This is a genomic window from Exiguobacterium sp. LL15 (genome assembly GCF_024436095.1).
Classification (GTDB): domain Bacteria; phylum Bacillota; class Bacilli; order Exiguobacteriales; family Exiguobacteriaceae; genus Exiguobacterium_A; species Exiguobacterium_A indicum.
Genome location: NZ_JANFNX010000004.1, coordinates 16586 through 31381, shown reverse-complemented (window position 1 = coordinate 31381; position 14796 = coordinate 16586). Strand labels below are relative to the sequence as shown.

The following is a 14796-nucleotide window of genomic DNA, read 5'->3' as shown; positions in this document are numbered from 1 at the left end:
AGATCAAACAAGGTCGGAAATCAGGAAATATGGTTAGAGGTGGAACTGAAATGAATAAAATCGCGGTAATCGGAAAAGTATTCGTCGACATAAAAGGAACTTCGTTCGCTCCTTTGCATAAGGATGCGAAAAACGTAGGAGACATCACGTTTTCAAATGGAGGAACAGGACGCAACGTAGCACAAAATCTAGCCGTCCTCGGGAATGAAGTTCGCTTTATCTCGACGGTTACGAATGATCAGATTGGCGTGGGAGTGCTCGATGAGCTGAAATCTTACGGTGCAAATGTGGATCACGTCGAAATGTTAGAAGATCATGGAATGGGCATGTGGCTAGCTGTCATGGATAATGAAGGCGATTTGCAAACATCGATCTCAAAACAACCAGATGCCAAGTTGCTCGAAGAGGCGATTTTACGTCAATCAATCTATGCACTCGATGGAGTCGATGCCGTTGCAATCGATCTTGATTTGTCCGTTACGGTTTTAGAACGTTTGATTCATCTATGCCGTAAAATGGAGTTGCCATTGTTTGGTGTTTGTGGTCACTTGAGCGTCATCGAACGTAATCGTCATCTGCTACAAGGATTCACTGGATTCATTTGTAGCCGAGAAGAGGCGGAAATTCTGTCTGATCTGTCGATCGTGACTGTTGAAGATGCGATTCATGTAGCGAATGAGCTAGCGAAAAAGGGTGCTCCGTTCACGGTCGTGACGATGAGTGAACTCGGGGCGGTCTACGTTGATCGTCGTACAGCGACATCAGGTCATGTCGGAACGAAAAAAGTAAAAGTCGTTGACTCGACGGGAGCAGGCGACTCATTCTTCTCTGCTGTCTTGTCTGAATTGACACAAGAAAAGTCAGCAGAAGAGGCATTGAAGCTTGGTATGAAGGTTGCAGCAGAAGTCATCGCTTCGACAGAGAATGGACTCGTTCCTGAAATGCTGGATACTCTTCAATAAGTCGAAATAATAAAAGGGAGGTGGCGTCATGCCGATTCAACGAAGTGCAATCATTTTACGAAACGAACAGGATCAAATTGCGTTGATTCGTCGGGATAAACTGAACGAAACGTATTATGTCTTTCCAGGCGGTGGGAAAGATGATGGAGAATCGTTAGAAGAAACAGCGATTCGTGAAGCACATGAAGAACTTGGAATCGACGTGGAGTTGACCGGTATTGCCGCCATCGTCCGTTTTAATGGATTTGATAATCCTTATTTTTGGGCGAAAACAATTGGTGGTCGGTTTGGCACGGGTACGGGTGAAGAATTCGAAGAGGAAGGATCGGGTTATACACCGGTCTGGATCAAGCGTTCGGAGCTACCTTCGTTACCGGTTCGTCCACCGTCACTTGCCAAACAGCTGGCAGAAATGACAGAACCATTCTATGAATTAATCCTTTCTGAAAACGAATGAGGTTTTAGTTGAAATAAAATGGGAAAAGTATATTAAAACAATGAGGTGGTCGTTGACTGCCTCTTTTTCATGAAGGAGAGATGACGATGGCGCATTCACGCGATCCAAAAGGGCTTGCCCTGAACTTAAAGCAACGAATGTCCGATCATAACATCACGGATTATGCAGGGACACTCGCTTATTACTGGTTTTTATCCATTTTCCCAGGTATCATTTTCGTCATTTCCGTCTTATCTTTCTTTGACATCGATCGTCAGACGCTCGAATCACAAATTCGCGACTTAGCGCCAGGTGGAGCCGTCAACACATTCACGGATACGATTTTCCAAGCCATCAAGGAACCACAAGGTGGTCTGTTATCGATTGGTGCGATTCTTGCTGTCTGGTCCGCTTCCAAAGGGGTCGATCGTTTGATCACGACAGCAAACCATGCCTATGGTGACTTCTCGCCACGTGGTTTCGTCGCAGCACGTGGGATTGCCTTATTGCTCACGATTGTACTCGGAATCGGGATGTTGCTGCTGATCGTCTTGAATGTGCTCGGTGGTCCGATCATCACGTATCTTGCCAATTTCGTGCTTCCGATCGATATGGGGCAAAAAGTCTTACTGACGGTCTTACGGTATGTCGTGTCGACGATTCTATTGATCGGTATCCTGTCGATCTTTTACCGCGTCGCACCAAAGCGTCCGATTACATTCAAAGAAGCAATTCCAGGAGCCGTTTTTGGTGTCATCGTCTGGCAATTATTATCGGTTGGATTCGGATTTTACGTCTCGAACTTCTCGAACTACAATCAGACCTACGGTTCGCTCGGTAGTGTCGTCATCTTGTTATTATGGCTCTACTTCACAGGGCTGATCATCTTACTCGGTTCTGAATTGAACGCATCATGGGAACGGTTCATGAAAAAAGCGGATCCGAAGAAAATGGAAGAAAAGCGCTTGAAGGAACAAGCTGAACTTGATGCGATTCCGACGAATACGTTCGGATGAAGGTACAAAAAAGCCTGACTGCCATGTGGCGGTCAGGCTTTTTTGATGGTTAAGCAGCTAATCGTTTTTCAGATGAACGCTGTGGAAGACTTGGTAAAGCATCCTGTTGAAGAAGGCGTAAACCGTTCAGGATGACGAGAATCGTTGATCCTTCGTGTCCGACGACGGCGAACGGCATGATGAGGAACTGGGACAAATTCGATGCGATCAATAGGAGGATGACACCGATCGCAAGCGTGATGTTTTGTTTGACGATCCGGTTCATCTTCCGGGCTTTGTGCACAGCATAGGCAAGACGACCTAAATCATTTTTCATCAAGACGACGTCAGCGGTCTCAAGCGCAGCGTCCGTTCCTTCACCCATCGCAATCCCGACATGTGCTAATGCAAGGGCTGGGGCATCGTTAATGCCGTCACCGACCATCGCGACGGTCCGACCTTCTGTTTGGTATTGTTTGATGTAGCGGACTTTATCTTCCGGTAGGCACTCAGCGACGAAGTCCGTCAATCCCGCCTCACGTGAGATAGCAGCTGCCGTGACCGGATTGTCACCAGTTAACATGATCGTTGCGATGCCGAGATCATTTAAGGCAGCAATCGCTGTTTTGGCTTCCGGACGAATCGTATCACGTAACGCATAAAGCGCTACGATCTGTGCTCCATTGCTGACATAAACGATCGTATGCCCTTGCTCTTTCAATGACTGTTCGATCGCGACGAATGGATCGTCTAAACCATCATGGAATGCCCGTTTACCGATACGATACGTGACACCATCGACAGTTGCTTCAATCCCGTATCCTGTCACATCCTTAAACGTTGATGGTTCGCGGACATCGGTTTTTAAGTGATCGACGATTGCTTGGGCGAGTGGATGGTTCGACTGCGCTTCGATGGAAGCAACCGCTTGTTGGACTGCGCGGACGTCCATGCCTTCCGCGTAACGACTTTCAGTGACGACGGGTTTCCCTGTTGTCAGTGTTCCCGTTTTATCGAAGACGATCGTATCGACTTGACCGAGCGTTTCGATGTGGGCGCCTCCTTTAAAAAGAACGCCATTTTTCGCAGATGCGGCAATTGCAGATAAGGCAGCAGGTGTAATCGACGCAACAAGGGCACAAGGTGAGGCGACGACGAGAAGAATCATCGCGCGATAAATACTTGTCTCAAATGTCCAGCCAACGACGTAATGAGGGAGGACCATCATTAGTGCAACGACGAGGAGGACGATTTTGACATAACGGCTTTCGAAACGTTCGATGAACTGAGCAGATGGAGACTGTTCACTTTGTGCGTTTTGGACCATATGAATGATTTTTTGGAACAACGATTCGTCAGCAGCTTTCGTCATCTCAATCGTCAAGACACCATTCATGTTGACAGTCGAGTTATAAACGGTATCACCTGTTTGTTTTTCAACCGGAATCGATTCTCCTGTAATCGATGCTTCTTCGATCGCGGCTTGACCGCGAACGATGACACCATCGACTGGAATCCGCTCCCCAGGACGAACATAGACGAGGTTACCGATCGCTAATTGTTCGATTCCGACGACTTCGAGTTGACCGTTTGCATTCAGACGTGTTGCTTCCTCTGGCTGTAAAGACATCAAGCTTTGCAAGGCACGTTCGTTCTTATTCATCGTGTATGTCTCAAGGGCACCGGATAACGCAAAGATGAAGATGAGGATCGCACCTTCCATCCAGTATCCGATAGCAGCCGCACCGATGGCAGCTAAAATCATCAACAATTCGACGTTCAACGTTTTTTCTTGATACGTCTCCGTCAATCCTTCCTTCGCTTTCGCATATCCTCCGATTACATAAGCCGATAAGTACAATGTGACATAAACGGCAGACGCCGTATTGAATTTTTCGAGTCCGTAAGCAACTAAAATCAATATTCCGCTAAACAATGCTAGAATCAATTCGTGATGCTCATCCCAAGCATGACGGAATACGGAACGCTGTTGAACATCGGTAGTAGTGGAAGTCGTCATATTAAAACTCCTTTCAAAATGTAAATGAGAAATGAAATCATTATAGAAAGAGAATGAGAATGTGATATATCAATGAGTTTAACTGATTGATAATGAGTTTCATTGTCTCTAGATTATAATTATTATTATCTGTAGAATTACTATACCATGCTTCAGTGAAAAGGAACAGGAAAGGAACTAGAAAGATGCAAAAAATTTTAACCCATCGGATTGGACTCGTCGTCTTTGCGTTACTGACGACTTTTTTGTGGGGAAGTGCGTTTCCCTTCATTAAAAAAAGTTATGACTTATTACAGATCACATCTTCCGAATACGGAGAGCAATTACTGTTTGCGAGCTATCGTTTCTTTTTAGCAGGTGTGTTATTACTTGTCGTCAGTGTCTTCGTCTTCAAACAGACGATCACACTGAAGGAGCGGACCTACGCCTATAGTCGTCTCGGCTTCTTTTTGACGTTCTTGCAGTATGTCTTCTTTTATATCGGTCTATCTTTATCAACTGGCGTACAAGGATCAATCATTGCCGGATCGACTTCGTTCTTTCAGATGTTGCTGGCACATTTTCGATATGAAGACGATCGACTGAATCGATTTAAAGGACTCGCCTTATTCCTTGGATTCACAGGTGTCATCTTGGCCAACTGGCCACAAGGTGGGCAAGGTGTCTCGTTTGGAGTAGGGGAAGGATTATTGATCGCAGCAATGGTTTCCGGGGCGTTCGGTAACTTGATTGCCAAAGAATACTCGGCACGTTATCCGGTGGCACCGATGACTGGATGGGCGATGGTCATTGGATCAATCGGTCTCTTTATCGCAGGAGTCATTCTCGATGGTCACGTCGCACCATTCACCTTTTCAACGACAAGTGCTTGGATGCTCGTGTATCTTGCCTTCTTATCAGCGACTGGATTTACGCTTTGGAACTTACTAATGAAATATAATCCAGTCAGTAAAGTGTCGTTGTTCATGTTCTTCGTACCGATCTATGGTGTCAGTTTATCGGCCTTGATTCTCGGCGAGACGATTCCACCGCAAGCGTTGCTTGGGTTACTCTTCGTCGTCAGTGGTATCTTAGTCTCGACGTACCTTCCTGTATGGTTTCAAAAGCGAGGTTGACGAAGATTCAGAATCGTGCAAGAATAGTTTCAATCAAAGTAACTCCCAATCGTTCGTTGCTCAAGCCGACCCGTTCGGCTTTTTTCTGTACGGTCAAGTGAAGACCGATTCGGCCTTGTCTGAAAGGCTAGTGCGACTATAAAACGAAAGGAGATGAAAACGAATGGAACGGAATGAGATCGTTCGAAAGATCATTGCCACTCGTCGTCCACGTGATGAGTTTGCCCGGTTCGTCGTAACGTGCGTCAGTCAACAATTGAAGGAAACCCATGGAGATGTGGATGTGGAAATCATCGAGGCGGAGAGAGGTTACGATTCAGTGTGGTCAATCAACGGTCGAGAGGTCGTCGTGCTGCTCGAGACAGAAGAGCTGAAGCGTGCAAAAGAACAGCCGTATGCGATCGACGATAAGCTCTGGCGGAGTTTTCGGCAAGAAGGAATCGTGAAATAAAACAAAGGATCTTGCGCATCATTAGCGCAAGATCCTTTGTTTTAGATCCGGGATGATTCGTGACGTTTCGCGTATCGTAAGAGAAACGCAAGTGTCGCTAGAACCAGAACGAATAGACTGAAATAAAGCATAGCTGGAAGCAGAACGAACAAGCTGCCAGCAATCGGTCCAAGGATCGAACCAAGACTAAAGGCAATCCCTGCAAGCAAGTTGCCCGTCGGAAGAAGGTGTCGCGGTAACTGTTCCGTCATATAGGCGACACCGAGCGAGTACGTCGAGCCAAGTGCCATCCCGCTAATAGCAAAAATCGCGAATAACCAACCGTATCGTTCGAAGACGAAGCAAGCGATAAGGAAAGCAACGGAGCCAATCGAAAGAACGGTTACTAACGTCCGACGTTTTCCGAAGTGATCAGCAAGTCGTCCAAGTGGAAGTTGCATGATCAACGAGCTGACGACGAATGTCGTGATCAAGGTACTCGTCTCAGATAGACCGTACCCGTTACGCGTCGCAAAAACGGGAAAACTGGCATTCAGTGTGGCTTCGAGAAAACCATATGTAAAGCCAGGAAGTAACGTGAACCAAGCAGTTGATAGGACAAGTTTATACCGTGAGGCGGCGCTTTGCAGCTCCTCCGGCATGACGGATGACGGTTTTTCGTTCGGCATACGCGATAACAAGATCAGGACGATGACAGTCAATGTACCAGTCAACACGAATGGTAGCCAGTTGATGACATCGACGAGAGGTGCCGCAAGAGGACCGAGAGCAAAACCGAGACCGAATGCCATCCCGTATAGTGACATCGTTCGTCCTAACCGTTCATTTGGGGTAATGGACGTCACCCAAACCTGTGATCCATAGTGTAACGTCTGATCACCAAATCCGACGAGGAACCGTAAAATCATCCAAGCAATGACGCTTGGAAGAAGTGGAAATAAGAAAACCGCTACTGCAACAAGAGCGAGTCCAAACGAGATGACCGGAATATAACCACGTCGTCGTAGTGGACCTTCCATGAGAGGGGCGGCGACGATGACACCGATATAGAGAACGGCAGCGCTGAGACCGTTGATGAAAGCGGGGGTTCCTTGGCGTTCAAGTAAAATAGATAACAGTGGAATCAGCAGACCTTGCGTGAATCCGGAAATGAAGACGATCGATAAGATAAGAGCAAAACGACGTGACACAAGTAACGACGACCTTTCTTTTTTCTTTTAGCATAACACGCCCCGGTCTCTGAAACGGGAGACCGGGGCGTGCTTCATTTATTTTCTTGTTCAAAACGTGTCGGACGCGGCATATGCAGAAGATGTTCGTCCCAGTCTGTCTGATCGAACACTTCATCATGTTCGATGCTGTGTGAAGCGCGAATACCAACCATCATGACGAACAAGACCATACTGAACGTACCGATGATTGCGACAATACCTACGAGCCATTCCATCCCGGTCACCCCTTTTAGAAAAACAGAATGTGTCTACTTTGTGACATTTTTCCCGGGATGCCATCGTTCAAAACCTTTTTTTAGTTTTAAAGCCGGCTGGACTGTTTTGTGAAATCAATCTCAGGGTAATATGCGTTTTTCACAAGCGCGTTCGGTCCAAGGCATTGCACCGCAGGGCAGTGACATGACAAGCTTTTATTCAGTTCTGTCTCTTGCCACTCGGCATAAGCATCATTGAAGGATGTCTCATGAATCGTACCTAGCGAAGCAAGTTCGTCACCGAAATCCGTTACGATGATCTCGCCATCAAAGATGTTGACGTTGAGACGGGAACGTCCATCAGGGTCATTGCGAACAGAGACGTTTTTCTCTTGACGCAATCGACGATGAAGTTCTAAATCCGCCTCTTCCATCGAACAAGCATAGAAGGGGAGTGTTCCGAATAACATCCAGACGTTCGGATCCCGGACGTCAAGCAAACGATGGATCCCGTCGCGAATTTCGGGCAAGCTAGCTGCTTCGATCATCGACGCGAAGTCAGCGGGGTACATCGGATGCACCTCGTGGCGGACACAGCCCATGTCGACGATTTCCTTATGAATCGCTTCAAGGTGTGGTAATGTCCGTTTATTGATCATCGTCTCTGCAGAAACGATGACACCACGTGCATTTAGAACACGGGCATTCTCTTTCATCGTCTCGAAAAGCTTCGTCCGTGCTTCACGTGACGGTTTTCGTTCCATCATCGCAAAGCCACCATCGATGAAATCATCAGCTGTTCCCCAGTTATGTGAGATGTGCAAGACATCTAAATAAGGAATGATTAATTCGTAGCGAGATAACGGAAGTGTTAAATTTGAGTTGATTTGGGTTTTAGCACCACGTTCGTGGGCATACTTAAGTAAAGGGACAACGTACTCCTTGATGGACTTCATTGAAAGCATCGGTTCGCCGCCGGTGATTGAGAAGGCACGCAGATGTTCGATTTCATCCAGACGTTGAATAAGTAGCTCGACTGGAATCTCGGGTGACTCGCTACTGGATAACATGTAACCGACGGCGCAATGTTCGCAGCGCATGTTACACAGTTTTGTTGTCGTGACTTCAATGTTCGTCAAACGGACCGTGCCGTATTGTTCAATGTCGCGATAAGCTTCCCACGGATCGTTCGCAATCGTGATGGGTGATGAATGTGACATAGATACTCCTCCTTTTTAGTGCTCCACTTCGTATCGTATGCTAAAATAACGTCGGAATCCAGCGGAAGAAAGGAAGTCTGAATAATGGGAAAAGCAAGAACTGATAAACTTGGTCAAATGAATGTGCTAAAATCAAGAATGCAGCTTCTCTGTCATACAATCGATTCACTCGATGAATCATCAGATATCGAAGATTTGGAACGACTGATCGTATCACTGGATCAACTCAAGGCGAAGGTCGTTCGATATGCAAAGGATATGAAAGAACAAGAAGAAACGAAAAAAGCGGTAGATTGAGACCGCTTTTTCATTTGCGTAAAGAGAAAGGATGAAATCAATGGCAACAAAAATCAAATTACAGACGGGTGAGGTCCGTTCGGTCACTTGTCTACGAATGGGAATCAACGGTGAAGGGATCGCAACACTTGAACGACAAATCGTCTTCATCCCAGGTCTACTCGTCGGTGAGACAGCACAGATCGAGATCACGGAAATTCATGCGAACTATGCGAATGCAAAAATCTTAAAGCGTGACGATCGTTCACCAGACCGTGTTACTCCACTTTGCCCGGTCTATAGTGTCTGTGGCGGCTGTCAATTACAACACATGAGTTACGATGGACAATTGCGTTATAAGGAAGAAATGCTTCGCAACGCTTTCTTGAAATCAACGAAGTTGAATGTCGAAAAAGCCGATATCCGCCCGACGATCGGTTCGAGGGAGTGGGGATACCGCAACAAGTCGCAATTCGTCGTCGGGAAACAAGGCAATGAAATCGTTAGCGGTCTCTATTCTGCGAATTCGAATCGTTTGGTCGCGATTGATGATTGTGTCGTCCAAAATAAGGATACGCTTCGCGTCAACCAAGCTGTCACGAAATTACTCAATGACTATAAAGTACCCGTTTACCATGCATCAAAACAAGATGGTGTCATGCGCCATATCGTCGTCCGGACAGGAATCAAAACGGGCGAAATTCAAGTCGTGCTCGTTGCCTTTAAAGACGGCTTCCGTGATCTAGAGGGCTTATCGCGCGATATCATGGACATTCCAGGTGTCGTCTCGGTTGCACTGAACATCAATGATAAGTTGACATCACGTGTCTTCGGAGAAGAGACGGAAGTCTTGCGTGGCGTGGAACGGATCGAGGAAGAGATGGGGGAATTCACGTATCAATTGTCTCCGCGTGCCTTCTTCCAATTGAATCCGGAACAAGCAGAGCGGATGTATGAAGAAATTGCGCGTGCTGCTGCTTTGACAGGCGAAGAACGTGTCGTTGATGCATACGCAGGTGTTGGTTCAATCGGACTTTGGATCGCTAAAGGAGCAAAAGAAGTCCGCGGTATGGAAATCATTGAAGAAGCTGTCGAAGATGCCAATGCGCACATGAAGCAATACGGATTCGACCATGCCCACTACGTCGTCGGTAAGGCAGAAGCGTGGATTCCACGTTGGGTCAAAGAAGGCTGGATTCCGGATGTCTTCATCGTCGACCCACCACGCTCAGGTTGCGATACACAATTGTTGAACGCGATGATCTCGTCTAAAGCGAAAAAAATCATCTATGTCTCGTGTAACCCGCAGACGCTTGCGCGCGATTGCGATCACTTGATGAAAGCGGGATACAAGGTATCGTACATTCAGCCGTACGATATGTTCCCACAAACAGCGCACGTCGAAGCAATCGTCGTGCTCGAAAAAAAGAAAAAGAAAAAGTTCTAAGTAACAAGCCCGTATGCACTCTTTGAACGAGTGGACATACGGGCTTTTTATCATGTTTGCGAAAGATAACCGAACGTCGCGTCACACTCAGCGAAGCGTTCCTTCAACCGAGCAACACGATCAACAGGAAGTGGACCGCGCTCGATCAGTTGCTGATTCAGCGCGAGGTGTTCTGGTCGAGACGTACCGATGATGGCTGTCGTGATCCCTGGCTCAAAGACCGTGAAACGAAGGGCAGTTTCAAGCCAACTGGATTCCTCGAGTGGATAAGCGAGTTGTTGCGCACGTTCCCAGTAGGGTTCGACGTACTGTCCGACCGGACGCTCTGCGAATCGCCACGGGGCGTTACCGATTGGACGCTTGGCGATGACACCGTGATCTAGAAGGGTGGGCAGGACTTCATCGACACGTTGATCAAATAGATTGAATGACGTTTGGAAACTGTCGAAGCGATTCGTTTCGATAGCATATGTTAAGTCTTCCCGATCACCGGAATAAGCGATGACGCGGACTTTTCCAGCTTGTTTTGCTTGTTCAAGCGCTTCGATGACATCTCCCTGGGCGAGAATTTCTCGACTACAAGAATGGAGGTGTACGATGTCGAGATGATCCGTTTGCATCGTCTGTAAGGCTTGATCGATGCCACCATGAACCGCTTCAAAGGTCCAGTCCTGCGTACCGGGAACATCGTAGCCGACTTTCGTCGACAGAATGACGTCGTGGCGACGATTCTTTAGAAATTGTCCGACGCGTTGCTCCGATAAGCCATAGCCGCGTGCTGTATCGATCAGATTGATGCCGAGATCACGTGCTTGTTCGAGTAAATAAACTGCTTCGCGATCCGTCATCTGTTCTGCGCCGATGTGACCAGCTCCGAACCCAAGCGGGGATACGAGTAGGTCGGATGTTCCAAAACGTCTTAACTCCATGAACGATACTTCCTTTCAGACATCTGTAGTTTTATATCGATGATGCTCGTTTTTGTTGAATACGATAGATCAGATAACCAACGAGTGCCACGCCTGCAATCGACCATTGAACGATGGATGAGGATTGCATGAACTGATGGACGGCGAACACTTCGATTAACATGGCTGGAATTTTTCCGATCGTACTCGCAGTCAGGAAAAGTAGGATGGAAATACCACTAGCAGCACTGACGATGTTGACGATGCCAGACGGGACGAACGGTAACAGCCGCAGCAAGATGATCGTCCAAAATGCTTCATGTCCTTGTTGTGCTTGTAGTTTTTGTTGCAAACGAGCGAATCGATCCGGAAGTGGGCGACGAAGGGCATACCGCAGTCCTTTTCGGTAAAGTAGAAACGCACAAACCGCACCTAGGACTTCACCGATGAAAGAGAGCAATGTGCCCATCCATAATCCGAAATAGACGAGATTCGCAGCGGTGACGAACGTACTCGGTAGGACACCAAGTACACTGACGACGACGCCGACTAAGATACTAACGAACGGAGCGAACGGTCCGAAGAGTTCAAAGGTTTGGATGACATGATGTTCCATCATTCGAATCCATCCTCTTCATCCGGAAGAAGCGGTAACTCGATGTGGACAGTCGTTCCTTCTCCAAGAACGGAGTCGAACCGGATTGTCCCATCATGACGATCGATGATGTGTTTCGTGATGGCAAGACCAAGACCGGTTCCGCCATCTTTACGCGTCCGTGATTTATCGACACGGTAAAAACGTTTTGTCAGTCGATCAAGATGCTCTTCCGGAATGCCTTCTCCTTCGTCCCGGATAAGACAATGCGTCCGGTCGCCGATCGTTTCAGTCGATAAGAAAATCTGTTTTCCAGGCGGTGTGTACCGTAAGGCGTTATCGAGTAAATTGCCGAAGACTTGCTCAAGGCGGTCCGTATCGCCTAAGACGATTTGATCCGGGTCGAGATTCATGACGAACGTGACTCCTTTTGACTGGGCGATGGGTTCCATCCGGTAAATGACATCTTCAAGTACTTGACTGAAGACAAGTGGTTGTTTCGACATCGGATAGGAATCGCGTTCAAGTTGAGCGAGATCGAGCAGATCATTGACGAGACGTTGCAGACGTTCCGTTTCCCGCTCGATGATTTGGTAATACTGCGCACGCTTTTCTTCCTCGAGCGAATCATCCTGCATCATCTCCGTATAGCCACGGATGTAGGAGAGAGGTGTCCGTAATTCGTGGCTGACGTTCGCGAGGAACTCTTTACGCTGCTCGTCGACTTCTCCGAGCGATTCCGCCATCTTATTTAATGTTTCTGCGAGTTCCCCGATCTCATCGTCCGATTGAATCGGAATCCGGTAATCAAAGTCACCTTGCGCATAAACAGTCGAGGCGCGCTTCATGTCAATCAACGGACGGATGATCGTATCGATGATTTGTCGTCCGAAGATGACGAGATTCAAGACGATCAGTCCGATCATGAAGAAGATCATCAGACGGAGTGGGCGGAATGGTTCACTGATTTGGCCAAGTTCCAGATATAAAATCAGTGTACCGACCAGTCGATTGTTTTCGATGATCGGAAACCCGGTCATCAAAATGTCCGTTCCTTCAATCGGATGGGTCCGACTGGAGACGACGGTTTCACCGTTTCGAAGTTCTTCGATATCCGCATTCGTCAAAAAGCGCAGTCCAGCTGGATTTTTCTTCAGGAAATCGATGAAGAAGACTTTCGATTCCGTCAACTCATTCGTATAAGTCATTCCATCGTAAAAAGCACCAGATAATCCTTCAGATTCATAAATGTTGATCAGCTTTTCGCCTCGGTTCAATAAGATATCTTCCTGCGTCTGAAGATAGAACCGGTCGTAGAGATAGAACGTCAGCAGGACGAATAAAATGGCGGAAAAAACGCTTGTGAACCAAATCGTGATCCAAATCCGGCGCCGGATCGTATAGCGCTTAATCATACTTCCTCGAATTTATAACCGATGCCCCAGACCGTTTGAATCGAGCCACCAGCTTCCCCGAGCTTTAAGCGAAGTGTTTTGATGTGTGTATCGACCGTCCGTAAGTTCCCGATATAATCCGCACCCCAGATTTGATCGAGTAACTGTTCACGAGAAAAGACCTTATCATTGTTTTGAGCGAACAGGTGCAACAAATCAAATTCCTTACGCGTCAGACTGACCGGCTTGCCATTGACGTGGACACTCCGACTTTCAGTGTCGAGTTCAAGCATGCCGAGCGTCAGGGTAGCCGATTGATCAACTGTAAAGCGATGAGAACGACGAAGCGTCGCTTCGATGCGAGCAAGCAGTTCTCGAGGGCTGAATGGTTTTGTAATATAGTCATCAGCTCCGATTTTCAGCCCGTGAATGCGATCGAGTTCATCCGAACGTGCCGTCAGCATGATGATCGGAACGTTTGAGAACTCACGGATGCGCATACATGCTGTCAAGCCGTCCATTTCCGGCATCATGACATCGAGTAGAACGAGATGGAATGTATTTTGTTGAATGAGATGGATCGCTTCTTGTCCGTTAGAAGCTGTCATCGTCGTGTAGTGTTCTTTTTCAAGATTCGAGACGAGAAGGTCACGCATTTGTGCTTCATCATCTACTACGAGAATGTTAAACGATTCTGGCATTAGTCTTCGCTCCATTTCCTGTAGAAGAAAGTGTTTCTTCCATAAAGATGAGTTTTCTTATTTATCATACCATTTCAAACTTTAGAAGCGCATGCGTGGACACAAAAAAGCATGAGAGACAAGGCTCTCATGCTTCGAGTTGTTGGTGATCGTATAGTGTTTCGAGTTCCCGACCATGAATGTACATGTGGAAACTAGATTTTGAGACTTCATATAGCGTGAACTGTGTCTCACCGGCATTCAATTGCTCAAGAAGCGCAGGACGCAACTCATCCGCACAGAACGCATACGGCAATTTTTCAGCTGCTCTTTGTGACCGAATATTGCTTTTGCGAATTTTCATGAAGACACTCTCATATCCAAGCTCGAAGAACAGCTCAGAGAAGAAGGCTTCTTTCGCTAAATGATTGTATCCTTTACCATGATACGGTTTACCTAACCATGTACCGAGAAACCCATATTGTCCTTCGATATCGAGTAAACTAATCGTACCAATCGGTTGATCGAATTCATCTAGGATGGTACGTGATACGATTTCACCACGTTCTTCCTCTTCGATTGCCTGCTTTGTAGTAAACAGAAATTCATCAAAGTACCGTGTTTTTTGGCGGACGTACGGATATACGTCTTGATGCTGCATCAGTTCGAACAAATCAGCGCAGTCGCTCAGCTCCCGTTGCTTGAGCATACTTCCATTCCTCCTTTTAGGACCGCAAGAATGATTGTCGAAAGCTACCTGTCTGACTCGTTTGAACCGCGCATGGTATGCCTTCTTCAGTTGTCGGATAAGATAATATTACCTTCTTTTTTTAAAATTGCAAGAAAATAATTTTTGTGAAAAAAGATACAA

15 protein-coding genes and 1 pseudogene are annotated in these 14796 nt (G+C 46.9%); 7 read left to right on the top strand and 9 right to left on the bottom strand.

The window, feature by feature from the left end:
* Nucleotides 1-50: 50 nt before the first annotated feature.
* The 3 genes from NOM72_RS14470 (at nt 51) to NOM72_RS14460 (ending at nt 2414) form a co-directional block, all read left to right on the top strand.
* Nucleotides 51-962, top strand: coding sequence for a guanosine-inosine kinase (locus NOM72_RS14470; protein ID WP_023467285.1), 912 nt, complete (start codon nt 51-53; stop codon nt 960-962).
* 28 nt (nt 963-990) lie between these two features.
* Complete coding sequence (locus tag NOM72_RS14465; RefSeq protein WP_023467286.1) at nt 991-1419, top strand: NUDIX hydrolase; 429 nt, start codon at nt 991-993, stop codon at nt 1417-1419.
* 86 nt (nt 1420-1505) lie between these two features.
* The gene (locus NOM72_RS14460; protein WP_050677394.1) at nt 1506-2414 is read left to right on the top strand and encodes a YihY/virulence factor BrkB family protein; all 909 of its coding nucleotides are present in this window, start codon (nt 1506-1508) and stop codon (nt 2412-2414) included.
* Nucleotides 2415-2463: 49 nt separating this feature from the next.
* On the opposite strand, the gene NOM72_RS14455 is transcribed toward NOM72_RS14460, so the two are convergent.
* The gene (locus NOM72_RS14455) at nt 2464-4413 is read right to left on the bottom strand and encodes a heavy metal translocating P-type ATPase (RefSeq protein ID WP_023467288.1); all 1950 of its coding nucleotides are present in this window, start codon (nt 4411-4413) and stop codon (nt 2464-2466) included.
* A 185-nt stretch (nt 4414-4598) separates the two neighbouring features.
* Between NOM72_RS14455 and NOM72_RS14450 the strand changes: the two genes are divergently transcribed.
* Both NOM72_RS14450 and NOM72_RS14445 read left to right on the top strand, forming a co-directional pair.
* Nucleotides 4599-5528, top strand: coding sequence for a DMT family transporter (locus tag NOM72_RS14450; protein WP_023467289.1), 930 nt, complete (start codon nt 4599-4601; stop codon nt 5526-5528).
* A gap of 163 nt (nt 5529-5691) precedes the next feature.
* On the top strand, nt 5692-5979 hold the full coding sequence (locus NOM72_RS14445; RefSeq protein ID WP_023467290.1) for a hypothetical protein: 288 nt from the start codon (nt 5692-5694) through the stop codon (nt 5977-5979).
* Between the two features lie 41 nt (nt 5980-6020).
* On the opposite strand, the pseudogene NOM72_RS14440 reads toward NOM72_RS14445, so the two are convergent.
* The 3 genes and pseudogenes from NOM72_RS14440 to yfkAB form a co-directional block, all read right to left on the bottom strand.
* Nucleotides 6021-7175 (bottom strand): annotated as a pseudogene (locus NOM72_RS14440) (MFS transporter); the annotation flags it as partial.
* 68 nt (nt 7176-7243) lie between these two features.
* A complete protein-coding gene (locus tag NOM72_RS14435; RefSeq protein WP_023467292.1) occupies nt 7244-7426 on the bottom strand; it encodes a hypothetical protein in 183 nt (60 codons plus the stop codon).
* Nucleotides 7427-7512: 86 nt separating this feature from the next.
* The gene (yfkAB, locus tag NOM72_RS14430) at nt 7513-8625 is read right to left on the bottom strand and encodes a radical SAM/CxCxxxxC motif protein YfkAB (protein ID WP_023467293.1); all 1113 of its coding nucleotides are present in this window, start codon (nt 8623-8625) and stop codon (nt 7513-7515) included.
* A gap of 84 nt (nt 8626-8709) precedes the next feature.
* Here yfkAB and NOM72_RS14425 point away from each other — a divergent pair, with 84 nt between their 5' ends.
* Together NOM72_RS14425 and rlmD are read left to right on the top strand one after the other, a co-directional pair.
* On the top strand, nt 8710-8922 hold the full coding sequence (locus tag NOM72_RS14425) for an SE1561 family protein (RefSeq protein ID WP_023467294.1): 213 nt from the start codon (nt 8710-8712) through the stop codon (nt 8920-8922).
* Nucleotides 8923-8962: 40 nt separating this feature from the next.
* Complete coding sequence (gene rlmD / locus NOM72_RS14420; RefSeq protein ID WP_023467295.1) at nt 8963-10348, top strand: 23S rRNA (uracil(1939)-C(5))-methyltransferase RlmD; 1386 nt, start codon at nt 8963-8965, stop codon at nt 10346-10348.
* A 50-nt stretch (nt 10349-10398) separates the two neighbouring features.
* Here rlmD and NOM72_RS14415 read toward each other — a convergent pair whose 3' ends face one another.
* From NOM72_RS14415 to NOM72_RS14395, 5 genes are all read right to left on the bottom strand, one after another.
* The gene (locus NOM72_RS14415; RefSeq protein WP_133208557.1) at nt 10399-11277 is read right to left on the bottom strand and encodes an aldo/keto reductase; all 879 of its coding nucleotides are present in this window, start codon (nt 11275-11277) and stop codon (nt 10399-10401) included.
* A 31-nt stretch (nt 11278-11308) separates the two neighbouring features.
* Complete coding sequence (locus NOM72_RS14410; protein WP_255999386.1) at nt 11309-11875, bottom strand: TVP38/TMEM64 family protein; 567 nt, start codon at nt 11873-11875, stop codon at nt 11309-11311.
* On the bottom strand, nt 11872-13266 hold the full coding sequence (locus NOM72_RS14405) for a sensor histidine kinase (RefSeq protein WP_023467298.1): 1395 nt from the start codon (nt 13264-13266) through the stop codon (nt 11872-11874). The genes NOM72_RS14410 and NOM72_RS14405 overlap by 4 nt, the downstream gene beginning before the upstream one ends.
* Nucleotides 13263-13946, bottom strand: coding sequence for a response regulator transcription factor (locus NOM72_RS14400; protein ID WP_023467299.1), 684 nt, complete (start codon nt 13944-13946; stop codon nt 13263-13265). The genes NOM72_RS14405 and NOM72_RS14400 overlap by 4 nt, the downstream gene beginning before the upstream one ends.
* A gap of 127 nt (nt 13947-14073) precedes the next feature.
* Nucleotides 14074-14634: a GNAT family N-acetyltransferase gene (locus NOM72_RS14395; RefSeq protein ID WP_255999385.1), complete on the bottom strand. Its 561-nt coding sequence runs from the start codon at nt 14632-14634 to the stop codon at nt 14074-14076.
* Nucleotides 14635-14796 lie beyond the last annotated feature (162 nt).